The sequence below is a fragment of the Flavobacterium aquidurense genome (assembly GCF_031458035.1).
GTDB classification, from domain to species: domain Bacteria; phylum Bacteroidota; class Bacteroidia; order Flavobacteriales; family Flavobacteriaceae; genus Flavobacterium; species Flavobacterium aquidurense_C.
In genome coordinates this window covers 1-21,260 of record NZ_JAVDXR010000001.1, presented here as the reverse complement: position 1 = coordinate 21,260, position 21,260 = coordinate 1, and the positions used below count along the sequence as shown (strand labels likewise).

Annotated in this window: 13 protein-coding genes; 12 read left to right on the top strand and 1 reads right to left on the bottom strand. The window is 35.7% G+C overall.

The genetic code is table 11. The features are described 5' to 3' along the window. Positions 1 to 42: 42 nt before the first annotated feature. A complete protein-coding gene (locus tag J2X17_RS00065; protein ID WP_310293520.1) occupies positions 43 to 432 on the bottom strand; it encodes an SPOR domain-containing protein in 390 nt (129 codons plus the stop codon). Positions 433 to 651: 219 nt separating this feature from the next. Here J2X17_RS00065 and J2X17_RS00060 point away from each other — a divergent pair, with 219 nt between their 5' ends. The 12 genes from J2X17_RS00060 to J2X17_RS00005 all read left to right on the top strand — a co-directional run. After that, positions 652 to 1,986, top strand: coding sequence for a c-type cytochrome (locus J2X17_RS00060; RefSeq protein ID WP_310293517.1), 1,335 nt, complete (start codon positions 652 to 654; stop codon positions 1,984 to 1,986). Positions 1,987 to 2,018: 32 nt separating this feature from the next. Next, positions 2,019 to 5,072, top strand: coding sequence for a TAT-variant-translocated molybdopterin oxidoreductase (locus J2X17_RS00055; RefSeq protein WP_310293515.1), 3,054 nt, complete (start codon positions 2,019 to 2,021; stop codon positions 5,070 to 5,072). A 33-nt stretch (positions 5,073 to 5,105) separates the two neighbouring features. Then, positions 5,106 to 6,506, top strand: a complete 1,401-nt coding sequence (gene nrfD / locus J2X17_RS00050; RefSeq protein ID WP_026983716.1) for an NrfD/PsrC family molybdoenzyme membrane anchor subunit — start codon at positions 5,106 to 5,108, stop codon at positions 6,504 to 6,506. Then, positions 6,499 to 7,023, top strand: coding sequence for a DUF3341 domain-containing protein (locus tag J2X17_RS00045; protein WP_025572651.1), 525 nt, complete (start codon positions 6,499 to 6,501; stop codon positions 7,021 to 7,023). Before nrfD ends, J2X17_RS00045 begins: the two co-directional genes overlap by 8 nt. An 8-nt stretch (positions 7,024 to 7,031) precedes the next feature. Beyond that, positions 7,032 to 7,577: a c-type cytochrome gene (locus J2X17_RS00040; RefSeq protein WP_026983715.1), complete on the top strand. Its 546-nt coding sequence runs from the start codon at positions 7,032 to 7,034 to the stop codon at positions 7,575 to 7,577. 27 nt (positions 7,578 to 7,604) lie between these two features. Then, complete coding sequence (locus J2X17_RS00035) at positions 7,605 to 9,131, top strand: quinol:cytochrome C oxidoreductase (RefSeq protein ID WP_310293504.1); 1,527 nt, start codon at positions 7,605 to 7,607, stop codon at positions 9,129 to 9,131. 19 nt (positions 9,132 to 9,150) lie between these two features. Beyond that, positions 9,151 to 10,335, top strand: a complete 1,185-nt coding sequence (locus J2X17_RS00030) for a cytochrome c oxidase subunit II (protein ID WP_310293500.1) — start codon at positions 9,151 to 9,153, stop codon at positions 10,333 to 10,335. Between the two features lie 31 nt (positions 10,336 to 10,366). Beyond that, positions 10,367 to 12,169 (top strand): cytochrome c oxidase subunit I, encoded by a 1,803-nt coding sequence (locus J2X17_RS00025; protein ID WP_310293496.1) that lies wholly within the window; start codon positions 10,367 to 10,369, stop codon positions 12,167 to 12,169. A 111-nt stretch (positions 12,170 to 12,280) separates the two neighbouring features. After that, positions 12,281 to 13,303 (top strand): Holliday junction branch migration DNA helicase RuvB, encoded by a 1,023-nt coding sequence (gene ruvB, locus J2X17_RS00020; protein ID WP_310293493.1) that lies wholly within the window; start codon positions 12,281 to 12,283, stop codon positions 13,301 to 13,303. A 9-nt stretch (positions 13,304 to 13,312) separates the two neighbouring features. Beyond that, positions 13,313 to 14,659: a cytochrome P450 gene (locus J2X17_RS00015; protein WP_310293491.1), complete on the top strand. Its 1,347-nt coding sequence runs from the start codon at positions 13,313 to 13,315 to the stop codon at positions 14,657 to 14,659. After that, positions 14,656 to 15,582: a tRNA epoxyqueuosine(34) reductase QueG gene (gene queG, locus J2X17_RS00010; protein WP_310293489.1), complete on the top strand. Its 927-nt coding sequence runs from the start codon at positions 14,656 to 14,658 to the stop codon at positions 15,580 to 15,582. The genes J2X17_RS00015 and queG overlap by 4 nt, the downstream gene beginning before the upstream one ends. Positions 15,583 to 16,470: 888 nt before the next feature. Next, positions 16,471 to 21,260, top strand: a 4,790-nt coding sequence (locus J2X17_RS00005) for an HYR domain-containing protein (protein ID WP_310293487.1), incomplete at its 3' end; no start/stop codon positions are given.

Sequence of the window (21,260 nt, the reverse complement as noted above, 5' to 3'; positions counted from 1 at the left end):
GCGAGATCTAAATCTCGCTTTTTTTATACGTTTTTCTTGTTTTTATTTACTTGGTTTTACTAAAAATACACTTTTATATCTTCTCTTTATTTCTGCCAAATTTCTTTCAGCTTCAATTCTGGTTTTAAAATTCCCAACAATAACTTTGTAATTTGGTGTATTGAAAATTATTGTACCATCAATATTGTTGTTCTCTTTTTTAAAATCGGATAATGTTTTTTTGGCTTCGTCGCTTTTGCCGCTGAAAATTTGAATTTTATAAGTGTCGTTTGTACTGATTGACGTGTTAATTTTGCGTTTATCATTCAATAACTGATCGAATTTTGGATCTTGGTTAAGTGTTAAATTTTGGTCTTGAGCATGAATGTTATAGGCTAATGTTAACATTGTGAATGTTAATAAAACTCTTTTTGAAGGGGTTAAAATTCTCATAATGTGATGGTTTTTATGCAAAAATAGTATTTAAAGTCTGTATGTAAAATTTTAATATTATTTAGAATTGATATAAATTGATATTTAAGAGTATTTTAAGGTTTTGAGAATAGTTCATAAGTCGTATTTTTGTGCAAGTTTTAAAAGAAGGTGTTCGGTTTTCTCTGATTTACTACAGAAAAAATCATACCAAAAATTAGTAGATAATTATTATACTATATGAAAAAGGTGGGTAACCATAATTCGATCTCAAGAAAATTGCTGCTTAGCTTATCGCTAACGCTGATTTTCTCCCTAACTTCATTTGCTCAAGATCCTGCTGCTGCTCCTGCGGCACCTGCAGCTGCTGCTCCTGCAGCAACATCAGGTGGTGATCCGGTAAAAGGGAAAGAACTTTTTAATGCAAATTGCGCTGCATGTCACAAATTAGATGCTAAATCAACAGGTCCTGCTTTAAGGGGTGTTGCTGATAAGCATGATATGGCTTGGATCTATAAGTGGGTACACAATAGTTCTGAAGTAATTAAATCAGGTGATCCTGTTGCTGTAAAACTTTTTGAAGAAAATAATAAGTCTGTAATGACTGCTTTTCCTCAATTAGCTGAAGCTGATATTGATAATATTATCGCTTATACTTCTGAAGTAAAAGCTGAGCCTGCTGCTGGCGCACCTGGTTCTGCTGCTCCTCCGGGAACAAAAGTTGAAGAAGGTGGAATTTCTAACAATATCATTTTAGGTGCTCTTGCTCTTGTGATGGCTATTTTAGTTGTCATGTTGGTAATGGTTAATAAAGTATTGACGAAAGTTGCTAGTAAAAATGGTATTGAGGTTGGTCCAAAAGAGACCAGATTGCCAATCTGGAAGGCTTTTGCTAAAAACCAATTTCTGGTATTGGTAACTTCTATATTCTTGTTGTTGGCAAGTGGTTATTTTGTGTATGCTTATTTGATGCAAGTTGGTGTTGATCAGAATTATGAGCCAATTCAGCCAATTCATTATTCTCACAAAATTCACGCTGGTGATAATGAGATCAATTGTAAATATTGTCACTCTGCTGCGCGTGTGAGTAAAAATGCGGGTATTCCTTCATTGAATGTTTGTATGAACTGTCATAAAAACATTTCTGAAGTTGCTGAATCTACTGCTACTCCTGAGTACAGTAAAGCTTTTTATGATGCTCAAATCCAGAAGTTATATGATGCTGTTGGTTGGGATAAAACTAAACAGGCTTATACTGGAAAAACACAGCCTGTAAAATGGGTTCGTATTCATAACTTGCCTGACTTTGTATATTTCAATCACTCTCAGCACGTAAATGTTGCCGGAGTTGAATGTCAAACTTGTCACGGTCCTGTGCAAGAATTTGAGATCATGAAGCAGTACTCTAAATTAACAATGGGATGGTGTGTTGATTGCCATAGAAAAACTGATGTTAAGATGGAAGGAAATGCATACTATGATAAAATTCATGCTGAACTTTCTAAAAAATACGGTGTAGAAAAATTGACTGCAGCGCAAATGGGAGGTTTAGAATGCGGTAAATGCCACTATTAATCGAATTATTAAGATTTTAATATTTATATACAATGTCATCAAACAAAAAATACTGGAAAAGTGTTGAGGAACTAGAGAATAGTTCTATTGTTGAGGCGCTTAGAAATAACGAATTCGTTGAAGAGATTCCTACAGAAGAATTCTTAGGGAATGCAGATGCTTTAGCTCAATCTGGAACTTCACGTCGTGACTTTTTAAAGTACGTAGGGTTTAGTACTGCAGCTGTTACACTAGCTGCTTGCGAAGGTCCTGTTCACAAGTCTATCCCTTATGTGTTACAACCGGAACAAATCATTCCTGGTGTTGCAGATTATTATGCAACTACTGTTTTTGATGGTTTTGATTTTGCTAACTTATTAGTGAAAACTCGTGAGGGTCGTCCAATTAAAATTGATAACAATACTATTTCTGGAGCTAAATTTTCAGCCAATGCTAGAATTCATGCGTCTATATTATCATTATATGATAGCATGCGTTTGAAAGAGCCTAAATTGGAAGGAAAAAATAGTGGCTGGTCTGCTGTTGATTTAAAAATTAAATCAAGTCTTGCTGATGCAAAAGCAAAAGGTGGGCAAGTGATATTGTTGACTAATACTTTGGCGAGTCCATCTACTGAAAAATTAATTGGTGAATTCATTGCTAAAAACCCTAATGCAAAACATGTTGTTTATGATGCAGTTTCATCATCTGACGCATTAGATGCATTTGAAACGGTTTACGGTGAAAGAGCTTTAGTTGATTATGATTTCTCAAAAGCTTCTTTAATTGTTTCTGTTGGTGCTGATTTCTTAGGAGACTGGCAAGGTGGTGGATACGATGCTGGATATGCACAAGGACGTATTCCTCAAAACGGAAAAATGTCTCGTCACTTTCAGTTTGAATCAAATATGACATTATCTGGAGCTGCTGCTGATAAGCGTGTTCCAATGACTATTGCTGATCAAAAACAAGCTTTAGTTCAAATATATAATATAGTTGCAGGTGCTTCTATTGCAGTTACTTTAGATGGTAACTTTAAAGCAGAAGCTGTTAAAGCTGCCCAACAGTTAAAAGCTGCTGGTTCTAAAGGAGTTTTAGTTTCTGGGATTGAAGATAAAAATGCACAATTACTAGTTTTAGCTATCAATCAGATATTGGCTAGTGAAGCTTTTAATACTGCTGGTACAAGACAAATTAGAAAAGGTTCTAATGCGGTTGTATCTCAATTAATAAAAGATATGAATGCTGGTAGTGTTCATACTTTAATCATGAGTGGTGTCAATCCTGTTTATACATTAGCTGATTCAGCTTCTTTTGTATCTGGATTGAAAAAAGTAAAAACTTCAGTTGCTTTTTCTTTAAAAGAAGACGAAACTGCATCAATTACTACTATTGCTGCTCCAGCTCCTCATTACTTAGAATCTTGGGGGGATATTATGATTACAAAAGGTACTTATAGTTTGACTCAGCCAACTATTCGTCCTATATTCAATACAAAACAATTTCAAGACGTTTTATTATCATTAAATGGCGTTCCTGGAAATTTCTACGATTATCTTAAAGCTTCTTCAGCTGGGATTATTGCAGGTTCTTCTTGGAATAAAGTTTTACATGATGGTGTTTTTGTAATTGGTTCTACAGCTTTATCTGCTGGTTCTGTTGATTATGCTGCTGCTGCAAGTGCAGTTTCTAAATCAAGATCAGCTGGAAATTTCGAATTAGTATTATATACTAAAACGGGTATGGGTGATGGACAACAAGCAAACAATCCTTGGTTGCAAGAGTTTCCAGATCCAATCACACGAGTTTCTTGGGATAACTATGTTACAGTTTCGAATGCTGATGCTAAGAAACTTGGCTTAACTAACGAAATTGTGGCTAATGGTGGTTTGAATGGTAGTTATGCTACTATTACTACTGCTGATGGCGCTAAATTAGAAAATGTTCCAGTAATTGTTCAGCCAGGGCAAGCTATTGGTACAGTTGGTTTAGCTGTTGGTTATGGTCGTAAAGCGGCTTTAAAAGACGAAATGCAAGTAGGTTTAAATGCTTACGCTTTGTATAAAAACTTCAATAGTGTTCAATCTGTTTCTATTGCGAAAGCAAATGGAGTTCATGAGTTTGCTTGTGTACAGGGTCAGAAAACATTAATGGGTAGAGGAGATATTATTAAAGAAACTACTCTTGAAATCTTTAATACTAAAGATGCTGAACATTGGAACGAAAAACCAATGGTATCTTTAGATCACCAGGAAGTTGAAGCTACAACTGTCGATTTATGGGAATCATTTGATCGTACAACAGGGCATCACTTTAATCTTTCAATTGACTTAAATGCTTGTACTGGTTGTGGTGCATGTGTTATTGCTTGTCACGCTGAGAACAACGTTCCTGTTGTAGGTAAAGCGGAGGTAAGAAGAAGTCGTGATATGCACTGGTTGCGTATTGACAGATATTATTCTTCTGAAAGTACTTTTGAAGGAGATAATGAAAGAAAAGAAAATATTGCTGGTTTATCTAGTTCATTATCTACATTTAATGAAATGGAAAAAGCTGGAGATAATCCACAAGTTTCATTCCAACCAGTTATGTGCCAACACTGTAATCACGCACCATGTGAGACAGTATGTCCTGTAGCTGCTACATCTCACGGTCGTGAAGGTCAAAACCACATGGCATACAACAGATGTGTTGGTACTCGTTACTGTGCGAACAACTGTCCATATAAAGTACGTCGTTTCAACTGGTTCTTGTACAACAAAAACAGTGAATTCGATTACCATATGAATGACGATTTAGGACGTATGGTGTTAAACCCAGACGTAAACGTTCGTTCTCGTGGAGTTATGGAAAAATGTTCTATGTGTATTCAAATGACACAAGCAACTAAGTTAAAAGCTAAAAATGAAGGTCGCCCAGTTGCTGATGGTGAATTCCAAACAGCTTGTTCTAATGCTTGTTCTTCTGGAGCAATGATATTTGGTGATGTGAATGATACTGAAAGCAAAGTAGCCAAATTAGCGGCTGATGAAAGATCATATCACTTGTTAGAGCATGTAGGAACAAAACCTAATGTGGTTTACCATGTTAAAGTTAGAAATACTTAGTAAAATTATTAATTAGAAACAATATAAAGGATTATGTCGTCTCACTACGAAGCACCCATTAGAAAACCTTTAGTTATAGGTGATAAATCTTATCACGATGTAACAGTAGATGTAGCTGCACCTGTTGAGGGGCCTGCAAACAAACAATGGTGGATTGTATTTTCAATCGCATTAATAGCCTTCCTTTGGGGGTTAGGTTGTATCATTTACACCGTATCTACCGGTATCGGAACATGGGGATTAAATAAAACAGTTGGTTGGGCTTGGGATATCACGAACTTCGTTTGGTGGGTTGGTATTGGTCACGCTGGAACATTAATTTCTGCGGTATTATTACTTTTCCGTCAACGTTGGAGAATGGCGATTAACCGTTCTGCAGAAGCAATGACTATCTTCTCAGTAGTTCAAGCAGGTCTATTTCCAATTATTCACATGGGACGTCCATGGTTAGCATACTGGGTTTTACCTATTCCAAATCAATTTGGATCTTTATGGGTAAACTTTAACTCACCATTGCTTTGGGACGTATTCGCAATTTCAACGTATCTTTCAGTATCATTAGTTTTCTGGTGGACTGGTTTATTACCTGACTTTGCAATGCTACGTGATAGAGCGGTAACTCCTTTTACAAAAAGAGTTTATTCTATCCTAAGTTTCGGATGGAGCGGTAGAGCTAAAGATTGGCAGCGTTTTGAAGAAGTATCATTGGTATTAGCTGGTTTAGCTACTCCTCTTGTACTTTCTGTACACACGATTGTATCTATGGACTTTGCTACTTCTGTAATTCCAGGATGGCATACCACAATTTTCCCTCCATACTTCGTTGCTGGAGCGGTATTCTCTGGATTTGCAATGGTGAACACATTGTTGATCGTTATGAGAAAAGTTTCTAATCTTGAAGCATACATTACATTACAACATATCGAATTGATGAACATCATTATTATGATCACTGGTTCTATCGTTGGTGTAGCTTATATTACTGAGTTATTTGTAGCTTGGTATTCAGGAGTAGAGTATGAGCAATATGCTTTCTTAAACAGAGCTACCGGACCTTACTGGTGGGCATATTGGTCAATGATGACTTGTAACGTTTTTTCTCCACAATTTATGTGGTTCAAAAAATTAAGAACAAGTATCATGTTCTCTTTTATTATTTCGATTGTGGTAAACATCGGAATGTGGTTTGAAAGATTCGTAATTATTGTTACTTCTTTACATAGAGATTACCTTCCATCTTCTTGGACAATGTTCTCACCAACATTTGTTGATATTGGAATTTTCATCGGAACAATTGGTTTCTTCTTCGTATTGTTTTTATTATACTCAAGAACATTCCCTGTAATTGCTCAGGCAGAGGTAAAAACAATTTTGAAAGGAACAGGAGATAATTACATTAGAGAAAGAGCAAATAAAGATTCACATCATGAGTAATAAAGTAATATACGCCATTTATAATGACGATGATATTTTGATGGATGCAGTAAAGAAAACCAGAGCTGCTCATCATCATATTGAAGAGGTTTTTACTCCATTCCCAGTTCACGGATTGGATAAAGCTATGGGTTTAGCACCAACAAGATTAGCAATTTGTGCTTTTTTATATGGATGTGTTGGTATTTCTGTTGCAACAACAATGATGAGTTATATCATGATTCATGACTGGCCACAGGATATTGGTGGAAAACCAAGTTTTAGTTTCATTCAGAATATGCCATCATTTGTGCCAATTATGTTTGAGATGACTGTATTTTTCGCTGCCCACTTAATGGTAATCACTTTTTACATGAGAAGTAGATTATGGCCATTTAAGCAAGCTGAAAATCCTGATGTAAGAACAACAGATGACCATTTCTTAATGGAAGTTGCTGTAAACGATAACGAAGCGGAACTAGTTTCTTTTTTCGAAGGTACAGGAGCTGTTGAAGTTAAAGTAATTGAAAAGAATTAATTGTAGCTATGAAAAGGATATATAAAATAACACTTTTAGTTGGTATAACTATTTTAGTTTCATCTTGCCACAATAATTCGGCACCAAACTATCAGTACTTCCCTAATATGTATGAATCTGTAGGTTATGAAACGTACTCAGAAGCAAAGATATTTAAAGGTGGAAAAGAAGGACAGCTTCCTGTAGAAGGAACTATTAATAGAGGTTTTGAACCTTATGAATACGAAAATTCAACTGCTGGTTATGAATTGGCTAAAGCTAATTTAAAATCACCTTTAACTGAAGCGGATAGAAATTCTGGAAAAGGGAAAGAACTTTTCGAAATTTACTGTATTAGTTGTCATGGTGCAGCTGGAAACGGTAAAGGTAAATTGGTTGAAAGAGAGAAATTTCTTGGAGTACCTAGCTATAAAGACAGAGTAATTACTGAAGGAAGTATCTTTCACGTTGAAACTTATGGTTTAAATGCAATGGGTTCACATGCAAATCAATTAAGTGCCCACGAACGTTGGTTAGTTGCTGACTATGTTCTAAAACTAAAAAGCCAATTATAATTGTTGAACAAACTGATCGTAATAGATATGTATACATTTTCAAGTAAATTAAAAACTTTTTCTATCATCCTAATGGCCCTTGGTATATTAGGAATTGGATATGGTTTTTTAACTGCTCCTAAAAATATTGAAGAGGTAGAAACTCTTCTGAAAAAAGAAGCATCAGAGCACGGTGGGGGACATGGTGAGGCCGCTGCGGCACATCATGAAGAAAAAGCTGAAGCTGCACAACACGCAGAAACAGTTGAAGCAGTTCATCATGAAGAAGCAAAAGATGCAAATGTTGATGAGGCTGTAAGTAAAGATTCGGTTGTTGCTAATGAAGATACTACTCATGTAGTAAAAGCTGAAGAAGCGCACGAAACTAAAGCTGCAGTTGTTCAAGATGCAAAAGAGGATAAACATGCTGAAGCTTCTGCTGAACATGATCCTAAAGCTCATGCTGAACATATTTTACATCAATTGCAAAACAAACCTTGGTCTGCTTTGTACGTTGCTTGTATTTTCTTTTTACTACTTTCTATGGGAGTTTTAGCATTTTATGCTATTCAACAAGTTGCTCAGGCAGGGTGGTCTCCGGTTTTGTTTAGAGTTATGCAGGGAATCACGGCTTATTTACCAGTAGCTTCTGTAATTTTCTTTATAATTTTAATTCTTTGCGGATTACATTTTAATCACATATTTGTTTGGTTAGGGGAAGGTGTTACGGATCCTACAAATGCTAATTACGATGAAATTATAGCTGGTAAAGCGGGTTATTTAAATTTCCCATTTTGGCTTGCTAGAGCGTTTGTATTTTTGTTAGGATGGAACTTATACCGTCATTTTTCAAGAAAAAATTGTTTAGCTCAAGACGAAGCTAATGATGATTTGAATTACAAAAAGAACTTTAAGTTATCTGCTGGATTCTTAGTATTCTTTATCGTATCTGAGTCAATTATGTCTTGGGATTGGATTATGTCATTTGACCCACACTGGTTCAGTACATTATTTGGATGGTATGTTTTTGCTTCTTTCTTTGTAAGTGGTATTACAACTATAGCTTTAGTTACAATATACTTAAAATCTAAAGGATATTTAGAATATGTAAATACAAGCCACATTCACGATTTAGCTAAATTTATGTTTGGTATTAGTGTTTTCTGGACTTATTTATGGTTCTCTCAATTCATGTTGATCTGGTATGCTAACATTCCGGAAGAGGTTACTTACTTCGTAACAAGAATTCAATTATACAATTTACCATTCTTTGGTGCAGTAGTTATGAACTTTGTGTTCCCATTATTAATATTAATCAATACTGACTTTAAACGTCTTAGCTGGGTTATTGTAATGGCTGGTACTGTTATCTTATTAGGTCATTATGTTGATTTCTTTAATATGATTATGCCTGGTACTGTTGGCGACAGATGGTTTATTGGTATTCCTGAAATTGCATCTATTCTTTTCTTCTTAGGTTTATTTATTTTTGTTGTATTTACTGCATTAACGAAAGCACCTCTGTTAGCAAAAAGAAATCCTTTCATTGAAGAAAGTAAACATTTTCATTATTAATATTTAAAGAAGTAAACAGATGACAAGTTTGTTGGTAATTATAGTTTTAGTTTTATTAGCAGTTGCATTGTGGCAATTGACCAAGATATTTGATCTTACACAAGTAGGATCTTCTTCGGACGATTCTCAGGTTGCATCAGATAATGATAATAATGTTCAGGGATATATTATGTTTGGCTTTTTAGCTTTCATCTATATATTTACTATTTACGGTTTACTAAAATGGGGTGGTTTAGCGCTTCATACTCCTGCTTCAGAGCATGGTCTTTTAGTAGATAATTTGATGAATATTACTTGGGTTTTAATTTTTGTAGTTCAATTTATTACGCAAGGTTTATTATACTGGTTTTCTTTTAAAAATAGAGGAAATAAAGATAAGAAGGCATTATTCTTTGCCGATAGCAATAAATTAGAAGCAATTTGGAGTATTATTCCATCTGTAGTTTTAGCTTGTTTAATTCTTTACGGATTGTACGCTTGGAACAACATTATGTTTGTTGATAAAGATGAAGATGTAATTGAAATTGAATTATATGCTCAACAATTTAAATGGACTGCAAGATATGCTGGACAGGATAATGTTTTAGGAAAAGCTAACGTTCGTTTAATCGAAGGTGTAAACACTTTAGGTGTTGATATGTCTGATCCTAATGCTCAGGATGATATTGTAGTTTCTGAATTACATATTCCAAAAGGTAAAAAAATACATTTCAAGATGCGTTCTCAAGACGTATTGCACTCAGCTTATATGCCTCACTTTAGAGCGCAAATGAACTGTGTTCCTGGAATGGTTACTGAATTTGCTTTTATTCCAACTTACACAACTTCTGAATACAGAGAGTTGCCATTTATGGTTGAAAAAGTGGCAAATATCAATAAACTAAGAGCTGAAAAAAGTGCTGAGTTAGTTGCTAAAGGAGGTACAGCTTTAGATCCTTATACATTTGATTATTTATTATTATGTAATAAAATTTGTGGAGCATCTCACTACAATATGCAAATGAAAGTGGTTGTTGATACTCCGGAAGATTATAAAAAATGGTTAAGCGAAAAAACAACTTTAGCACAGGATATAAAAGCAGCAGCTGCTGCTGAAAAACCTGCTGAAGGAGTTGAGCCTACTAAAGATAGTACTGCTAAGGATACTGTAAAAGCAGTTATTGATACTGTAAAAGCGGTTGTAGCTAAAGTTGCTATGAAATAATATTTATTAAGAAAATTTAAAGTACACATATATGTCAGCAGAAGCGCACGGTCACGATCACGGACACGATCACGAGCACGAACATCATCATAAAGACACGTTCATTACTAAATACATTTTTAGTATTGATCACAAAATGATTGCTAAGCAATATTTAATTACCGGTATCATTATGGGTATTATTGGTATTGCAATGTCTTTGCTTTTCAGAATGCAATTGGCTTGGCCAGAAGAGTCTTTTAAAATTTTTAATGTTTTATTAGGAGATAAATTTGCACCTGATGGTGTAATGGCAAATGATATTTATTTGGCTCTAGTTACAATTCACGGTACTATCATGGTATTCTTTGTACTGACGGCTGGTTTAAGTGGAACTTTTAGTAACTTACTTATTCCACTTCAAATTGGAGCAAGAGATATGGCATCTGGTTTTATGAATATGATTTCATATTGGTTGTTTTTCTTATCTGCTGTAGTAATGTTAAGTTCGTTATTTGTTGAGGCTGGACCAGCTTCTGCAGGTTGGACTATTTATCCTCCATTAAGTGCTTTACCACAGGCTATTCCAGGTTCTGGTACAGGGATGACTTTATGGTTAGTTTCAATGGCTATCTTTATTGCATCTTCTTTAATGGGATCTTTAAATTACATCGTTACTGTAATCAACTTAAGAACTAAAGGAATGTCTATGACTAGACTTCCACTTACAATCTGGACATTCTTTGTAACAGCTATTATTGGTGTTATTTCGTTTCCAGTATTATTATCAGCTGCATTATTATTGATTTTTGATAGAAGTTTTGGTACTTCATTCTTCTTATCTGATATTTATATTGCGGGAGAGGTTTTACACTACCAAGGTGGTTCTCCGGTTTTATTCGAACATTTATTCTGGTTCTTAGGACACCCTGAGGTATATATCGTAATATTACCAGCAATGGGTCTTGTTTCTGAGATTATGGCTACAAACTCTCGTAAACCAATCTTTGGATACAGAGCGATGATTATGTCAATTCTTGCGATTGCATTTTTATCTACTATTGTTTGGGGTCACCATATGTTTATTTCAGGTATGAATCCTTTCTTAGGATCTGTATTTACTTTTACTACTTTATTGATTGCAATTCCATCTGCTGTAAAAGCGTTCAACTGGATTACAACTTTATGGAAAGGTAACTTACAATTCAACCCTGCAATGTTATTCTCTATCGGAATGGTTTCTACTTTCATCACTGGAGGTTTAACCGGAATCATTTTAGGAGATAGTACTCTAGATATTAACGTTCACGATACTTACTTTGTAATTGCACACTTTCACTTAGTAATGGGTATCTCTGCACTTTACGGAATGTTTGCTGGTATTTACCACTGGTTCCCTAAAATGTACGGAAGAATGTTAAATAAAAACTTAGGTTATATTCACTTTTGGGTAACAGCAGTTTGTGCTTACGGAGTATTCTTCCCGATGCACTTTATTGGATTAGCTGGTTTGCCAAGACGTTATTATACAAATACAAACTTCCCATTATTTGATGATTTGCAAAATGTGAATGTTTTAATTACAACATTTGCTCTTATAGGGGGTGCGTTCCAATTAGTATTCTTATACAACTTCTTTAGTAGTATTTTCTACGGTAAGAAAGCTGTTCAGAATCCATGGAGATCAACGACATTAGAGTGGACAACTCCAGTAGAACATATCCACGGTAACTGGCCAGGTGAAATTCCTCATGTATACCGTTGGCCATATGACTACAGTAACCCAAATCATGATGTAGATTTTGTACCGCAAAATGTACCGATGAAAGAAGGTGAAGAAGTTTTACACCACTAAAAATATTTTAAAAAAGACTATCAGAAATGATAGTCTTTTTTGTTTTAGTTAAAGTTTTATTGGTTCAATTTTACTGTTTTACAAACTGATTACTTTGCATATCTTTGTGAGATGAATGAAAATTTAGATCCCACCACCAAGGGTTACAATCCAGAAGAGCTGGATCTTGAAAAAAGATTACGTCCGCTGTCATTTGATGATTTTGCCGGACAAGATCAGGTTTTAGAAAACCTGAAAGTTTTTGTTGCTGCTGCCAATCAACGTGGTGAAGCACTTGATCATACGCTTTTTCATGGACCTCCGGGATTAGGAAAAACTACTTTGGCTAATATTTTAGCTAACGAATTAGAAGTTGGAATTAAAATTACTTCTGGACCTGTTTTAGATAAACCTGGTGATTTAGCGGGTTTGCTAACTAATCTTGACGAAAGAGATGTTTTGTTTATTGATGAAATTCATCGTCTAAGTCCTATAGTTGAAGAATATTTATATTCTGCAATGGAGGATTTCAAAATTGATATCATGATTGAGTCAGGACCAAATGCCAGAACTGTTCAAATTAATTTAAATCCGTTTACTTTAATTGGCGCTACAACACGTTCCGGTTTATTGACCGCTCCTATGCGTGCCCGTTTTGGAATATCTTCACGTTTACAGTATTATACTACTGAACTTTTAACGAGTATTGTCGAAAGGAGTTCCTCTATACTTAAAATGCCAATTGCTCTTGACGCTGCCATTGAAATCGCAGGAAGAAGCCGAGGTACACCACGTATTGCCAATGCATTATTGCGTCGAGTTCGTGATTTTGCACAAATTAAAGGTAACGGAACTATCGATCTGGAAATTGCTCGTTATGCTTTAAAAGCGCTTAATGTGGATGCCCATGGCCTTGATGAAATGGATAACAAGATTTTATTGACCATTATAAATAAATTTAAAGGAGGTCCGGTTGGACTTTCAACTTTGGCTACTGCAGTTTCTGAAAGCAGCGAAACGATTGAGGAAGTATATGAACCCTTTTTAATTCAGGAAGGATTTATAATGCGTACACCTCGTGGAAGAGAAGTTACGGACAAAGCTTATAAACATTTAGGAAAAATAAACACCAATATTCAAGGCGGATTATTTTAATCTTTCATCATGTCTAGGAATATAAAATATATTTATCCAAACAAACTCTCCATCTTTAGATTCTTTATGGATTCAGAAGGAGTGCGCCGAAATCCTATTCCGTTTCATAAAAGATATTTTGATAAATTAGGGGATTCTTTTTCTCTTAAAATAGGTTTTTCAAAACATCTAATTCTATCGAGAGATAATGATATTGCTCAGCATATTTTATTGAAGAATCAGAAGAATTATCATAAATCTAAGTTTCAGTCGGTTTATCTTGCTAAATATCTTGGAAATGGTCTTTTAACGGTTGATGGTGATTTTTGGTTGAAACAAAGAAGATTAATTCAACCTGCATTTCATAAACAAAAAATGAATCAGCTGGTTGAAAACATGAATCAGACTATTGTTTCGGAATTGGATGATTTGTTAGAAGAAAAACCATTAGATCTTTTTCCGGTTATGAGCCAGTTGGCATTTAATGTTGTTGCTAAGTCTTTGTTTGAACTTTCAATTTCAGAAGAAAAATTACATCGGATTAAATTTATTTTAGAAGAAGTCCAAAATTTTTTAATTAAGGAAATTAGACTTCCTCATAAAGCCTTATGGTTCTCATTAAGTGGGCAGGTGAAAAAACATCTTGAATTAGCGGAAGAAAACAATCATATTATTCAGGAAATTATTGAATATAGACTCGCTTCTAAAATTGAAATTAATGATTTGCTTAATATGCTTTTGGAAACCAGATATGAAGATACTGGCGAAGGAATGTCATTAAAACAATTGATTGATGAAATAAAGATTCTTTTTATTGCCGGACATGAAACAACTGCCAATGCTTTAACTTTTACACTTTATCTCCTAGGTAAAAATCCGGAAATTCAACAAAAAGTTTTTGATGAGATTTTTACAATAGAATCTCAAACAGAAGATATAGTTGAACAGCTTCAGAAAATGACCTATACGAATGCTGTTTTAAATGAATCAATGCGCTTATATCCTCCTGCCTGGATCACGGACAGGCAAAATATGGAAGATGATTGTGTTGGAAATTACAATATAAAAAGTGGAACTCTGATTGGTGTTTCTTTTTATGAATTGCATCGTAATCCTAAATATTGGGAGAATCCGGAAGATTTTGATCCGGAACGATTTCTTGGGGAAAGAAAGAAACATTCAATGCAATATTTTTATCCTTTTGGAGCGGGTCCAAGAATGTGTATAGGGGCTGGATTTGCCATTTACGAAATGTGTCTGACTATTTCTCATGTTGTCAAAAAATATCATATTACATCTGCAAAAAATGAGATTCAGTTTAATCCCTTAATTACTTTAAAACCAGTAAGAGTAGAAGTTTCATTCTCAAAACGATGACAATCAATTCTAAAGAAACATATTCTAAATTCATCAAAGAAGAAGCAAAAAGGCTTGGTTTTCTTTCTTGTGGTATATCTAAAGCTGGATTTTTAGAAGAAGAAGCTCCTCGGTTGGAAAAATGGTTAAAGAATAATCATAACGGGCAAATGGCTTATATGGAAAATCATTTTGATAAGCGTTTAGATCCAACTTTATTGGTAGATGATTCAAAAAGTGTGGTTTCATTATTGCTGAATTATTACCCTGCGGAATCTCAAAATCAAGAAAGTTTCAAAATATCGAAATATGCCTATGGACAAGACTATCATTTTGTAATCAAAGAAAAATTAAAAGAATTTCTTCATTCGATTCAGGAAAATATTGGCGATGTTTCCGGACGTGCCTTTGTTGATTCAGCGCCAGTTTTAGATAAAGCCTGGGCTGCAAAAAGTGGTTTGGGCTGGATCGGTAAAAACAGTAACCTGCTAACTCAAAAAGTGGGTTCATTCTATTTTATTGCAGAACTTATTCTTGATTTGGAGTTAGAGTATGATTATGCAACGACAGATCATTGCGGTTCTTGTACGGCATGTATAGATGCTTGCCCTACGCAGGCAATTGTTGCCCCGTACGTGGTTGATGGCAGTAAATGCATCTCCTATTACACCATTGAACTTAAGGAAAATATTCCTTATGAAGTGAAAGGAAAGTTTGATGATTGGATGTTTGGCTGTGATACATGTCAGGATGTTTGTCCATGGAATAGATTCTCGAAAGCGCATTCCGAACCCTTGTTTAATCCCAATCCTGATTTACTCTCATTTTCCAAAAAGGATTGGGTCGATATTACAGAAGAAACTTTTCGGGCAGTTTTTAAAAATTCACCAATCAAAAGAACCAAATTTGAAGGTTTAAAACGCAATATTAAATTTTTAGAATAATTGCGTATAATCTCTTCTTTTTTTTTGTAGGAATCAATTATTTTGATAAATAAGTTCAAATCTAATGAAAATATCGTATCGATTTTGTATTACAGTTACTTATGAACTAAATTCGACTACTTTTCTTATTTTTTTACGGTTATTGTTTAATCATTCTATTTTGTTGTTTTTTGATTAACTCTAAAATATTTATTTAAAAAGAAAGAATTACACACCACTACTTAAATAATAGTACTAATACTTTTTTTGGAAGTTTCTTTTCGCCATTGATATTTTCTAAGTTGTTTTTTTATCTCTCAAAATAAAAAGATATATCCTTTAAAAAAAGCAATTTTATTTTGCGAAATGTACTCTGGGTAAATTTTCTTAATTGCCTTTTTTGAATAAAAATCATAACTCAAAAGTTAAACAAAATCAAAATTTAAAATTGTTATAAAACTGTGAGTTTTTGTATTCTTCTTTTGTAAGAAATAATTACACATTTCTTTATAATTACCTCAAAAGAATGGGGTATCTATAATTAATTGAGAAATTTCTTCTATTTTATTGCTAAATAATTATTTTAAGTCTCCTTTATTGTTCCTTTTAGCTGAATAAAAGTGCATTTCAACGATTTTACAGGTAGTTCGTCGACTAATGTAGCTAGTATTGAGGTGTTTATATATTTTCGCCCCACCAAAACTACGAAATTAACCTAAAAGACAAATTTGAGTCTTGAACCTATTGCCCCTATGGTCCAAATATTACATGATTTTAATAAAAATCCTAAGATTTTTATTTGTTTGTCAAAATCTATTCCTTGTTTTTTATCGTATATCATGTTTGTACTGAAAATCGAAATCGGTTTTTCGGCTGGTGTTATTTATATTCCCCAAATCCCTGTTGCCTATGCTTAATTTTACTTTTCGGAAGTTTAATTCATTTAAACTAATATTTATTGTTTTATTATTGTTTGCTACCACTCAAACAAGGGCACAATTTCCTTTTTTTCAATCTTTTAAAAATAATACAGCACCAGGTCTTCAATTTGGAGGATCACCTGTGGCATTTTTAACAGGCGGAGCTGGACTAAAAAATGGTTACAACGATCCAATTGGTTCAGGATATCTGAGGTTGACGAACAGTGATGGAAATCAAAAGGGAATTACCTGGTCAGATACTTATGCATTTCCGTCAGCCTATGGCATGACTATTTCATTTGAATATTATACACATGGCGGAAATGGTGCCGATGGTATAGCTTTTATATTATTTGATGCAACGGCATCTCCCGTAACGGCTGGAGCATTTGGAGGTTCTCTGGGTTATGCACAAAGAAACTCAGAAGAGGGGTTTTCTAAAGGATATTTAGGAATTGGTATTGATGAATATGGTAATTTTTCTGCTAATAATGAAGGGAAATCTGGCGGAGTGGCTGTCCGCTCAAGTAATGTTACATTGAGAGGAAAGGGGACAGGACTTGTAGGTTATCCATATCTAACTTCCGTTCAGACTACAGCTTTAGCAAGTCCTTTTAACGTGGCAGGTGGCGACAGAACAGCAACAGATATTACTAAAGCTGGTTTCAGAAAAATGGAAGTGGTTTTACGACCACGTTCAGGAGGGGGCTTCTTTATAGATGTTTACTTAACCCATGGTAGTGTCAGGGATTTAATTATTAATAATTATGAATATTCTACAGTTTCGCCATCGAATTTAAAATTTGCAATTTCTTCCTCAACAGGGGGGTCTAATAATTTTCATGAGATACGTAATTTGAATATTACGGTAGACCCAAATACACTTCTAACACCGGTAGCTTCTGCAGATTCTTTTTCAGGATGTGTTGGTTTAGCGGCGACTTCGGGGGATATAACAGCCAATGATAACGGGACAGTTAATACTTTAGGAACAATAAATAAATCAACTGTTGATTTAGATGTTCTAACTCCAGGAATTCAAACTTCAAAAACGTTAGTAGGTCAGGGAACATTTACTTATAATTCGACCACAGCTAGCGTTACTTTTACTCCAATCAATAATACTATCGTTGGTCCGGTTGAAATAGACTATACTTTTAATGATTCATACGGAAAAACATCAAGTAGCTCTAAAATAAAATATACTGCTTACACTCCAATTTCAGACAATGTTATCGCCGCACCCTCACAAGCAATTTTTTGTTCAGGCTCGGCTAATCCGGATATTATTAATGGTTTAGCAGCAACTGGAGGTACAATTAATCCTTTAATTTATCAGTGGGAAAGCAGTTCAGATAATATAACTTTTAGTCCTATTTCGGGAGCAACTAATGTAAATTATGATCCGCCTTTATTGAGTACGACCACTTATTATAGAAGAATTGTAACTTCTGCAGCTTGTAGTAATACTAGTAATGTGGTTGCTATAATTTTTGGACAAGCAAGCACACCAACAGCGACATCAGCCACTACAGTAACTTGTGATGGTTTTACAGCAAATTGGAAAACAGTTTCAAACGCGCAATCTTATGGGCTGTTTGTTTCCAAGAATTCTGATTTTTCTACTCATGAGGGTAATTATGATGGTAGAAATTTAACGACTGCTACTTCCTATTCAATTACAGGTTTGACTACAGGAACTACATATTATTATAAGGTTGTAGCAATAAATACATGTGGTTCCAGTGCTATTTCTTCAAATGCAATAACGGTTCTGGTGGGTTCGGGATCGGTGCCCGGATCAGTATCATCTCCACAAACAATTTGTTCTGGAACTTCGCCTGCAGACCTTACTTTAAGCGGATATGCGGGTACGATCCAATGGCAATCATCAGCAAATAACAGTACCTTCAATGATATATCAGGAGCAACAGGGCCAACTTTGACAAGTGTACAAATGGGAGTACTTACTGCGAATACTTATTATAGAGCAAGTGTTAGTAGCGGTGCTTGTCCAGCAACAAATTCGCCTTCGATTTTAGTAACTATAAATCCTAATCCAACATTAGGAAGTGCTGCACAAGCTGCTACAGTATGTTCAGGTTCTACAGCAAGAATAAATTTAACCGGTTTATTGACGAGTAGTACTTTTACAATTTCATATTCTATTGATGGAGTTTCACAAATACCTATTTCTGGAATTTCTTCGGATGCAACAGGAGCAGTAGGATTTGATTCGGCTGTCCTCCCTTCATCCGCTAATGGAAAGATTTTAAAAATAACAGGTATCACAATAACAAGCGCTACTCCAAATTGTAATAGTATTGTTAATAAAGATGTTACATTGAGTGTTAATTCTCCTTCAGTAGGAGGTAATATTGCATCGGTAGCATCAATATGTGCAGGAACTTCTCCTGCAAATTTAGTTCTTAATGGTAATACAGGAACAGTTGTAAAATGGCAGAAAGCAAGTGATGTGGCATTCTCAACTCCAGTGGACATTGCGGGTACATCAACAACATTACTTGGGTCAACGATTGGAAATCTTACTGCAAATACCTATTTCAGAGCAATTGTTAAGAATGGGATATGTTCAGCAGAATTCTCCGGATCAGTTTTGGTTACAGTAAATTCATTACCTGTAGCACTTTCATTAACAGGAAGTACAATTTGTACATTACCTGGAGGAAATGGCAAAATTACTTCTACGACATCGGTAAGCGGAATTACTTACCAATTATATAATTCTTCTAATATTGCAGTTCAAACAGCAAAAGCAGGTACAGGATCAGCCTTAAGCTGGACAGGTCTTTCAGCTGGGAATGGTTATTATGTGATAGGGACCAATACATCAACTACTTGTTCATCTCCGAGTAATATAGTTGATGTTGTAAATGATACCCAAAAGCCAACAATTGCTTGTCCTTCAAATGTTACGGCAATTGCCGATGCCAATTCATGCGCTGCGACAGGAGTTGTCTTGGGAACGCCTACAACTTCAGATAACTGTAGTGGAACAGTAACAGTTACCAATAATGCACCGTCAAGTTTTCCAATCGGGGTTACCACAGTAACCTGGACCGCTACAGATGGCATGGGGAATACACAAACCTGCACCCAAACCGTAACAGTAAGCGATACCCAAAAGCCAACAATTACCTGCCCATCGAATGTTACGGCTGTTGCCGATGCCAATTCATGCGTAGCTGCAGGAGTTGTTTTGGAAACGCCTACAACTTCAGATAACTGTATTGGAACAGTAATAGTTACCAATAATGCACCGTCAAGTTTTCCAATAGGAAACACAATTGTAACCTGGACTGCTACAGATGCAGCGGGAAATACACAAACCTGCACCCAAACCGTTACAGTAAGCGATACCCAAAAGCCAACAATTACCTGCCCATCGAATGTTACGGCTGTTGCCGATGCCAATTCATGCGTAGCTGCAGGAGTTGTTTTGGAAACGCCTACAACTTCAGATAACTGTATTGGAACAGTAACAGTTACCAATAATGCACCGTCAAGTTTTCCAATAGGAAACACAATTGTAACCTGGACTGCTACAGATGCAGCGGGGAATACACAAACCTGCACCCAAACCGTAACAGTAAGCGATACCCAAAAGCCAACAATTACCTGCCCATCGAATGTTACGGCTGTTGCCGATACCAATTCATGCGTAGCTGCAGGAGTTGTTTTGGGAACGCCTACAACTTCAGATAACTGTATTGGAACAGTAACAGTTACGAATAATGCACCGTCAAGTTTTCCAATAGGAAACACAATTGTAACCTGGACTGCTACAGATGCAGCGGGGAATACACAAACCTGCACCCAAACCGTAACAGTAAGCGATACCCAAAAGCCAACAATTACCTGTCCTTCGAATGTTACGGCAGTTGCCGATACCAATTCATGCGTAGCTACAGGAGTTGTTTTGGGAACTCCAGCGACAAGCGACAATTGCACCGGAACAGTAACAGTTACCAATAATGCACCGTCAAGTTTTCCAATCGGGGTTACCACAGTAACCTGGACTGCTACAGATGCAGCGGGAAATACACAAACCTGCACCCAAACCGTTACAGTAAGCGATACGCAAAAACCAACAATTACCTGCCCATCGAATGTTACGGCTGTTGCCGATACCAATTCATGCGTAGCTACAGGAGTTGTTTTGGAAACGCCTACAACTTCAGATAACTGTATTGGAACAGTAACAGTTACCAATAATGCACCGTCAAGTTTTCCAATAGGAAACACAATTGTAACCTGGACTGCTACAGATGCAGCGGGGAATACACAAACCTGCATCCAAACCGTTACAGTAAGCGATACCCAAAAGCCAACAATTACCTGCCCATCGAATGTTACGGCTGTTGCCGATGCCAATTCATGTACTGCTACAGGAGTTGTTTTGGGGACTCCAACGACAAGCGACAATTGCACCGGAACAATCACAGTTACCAATAATGCACCGTCAAGTTTTCCAATAGGAAACACAATTGTAACCTGGACTGCTACAGATGCAGCGGGAAATACACAAACCTGCACCCAAACCGTAACAGTAAGCGATACGCAAAAGCCAACAATTACCTGCCCATCGAATGTTACGGCTGTTGCCGATGCCAATTCATGCGTAGCTGCAGGAGTTGTTTTGGAAACGCCTACAACTTCAGATAACTGCACCGGAACAGTAACAGTTACCAATAATGCACCGTCAAGTTTTCCAATAGGAAACACAATTGTAACCTGGACTGCTACAGATGCAGCGGG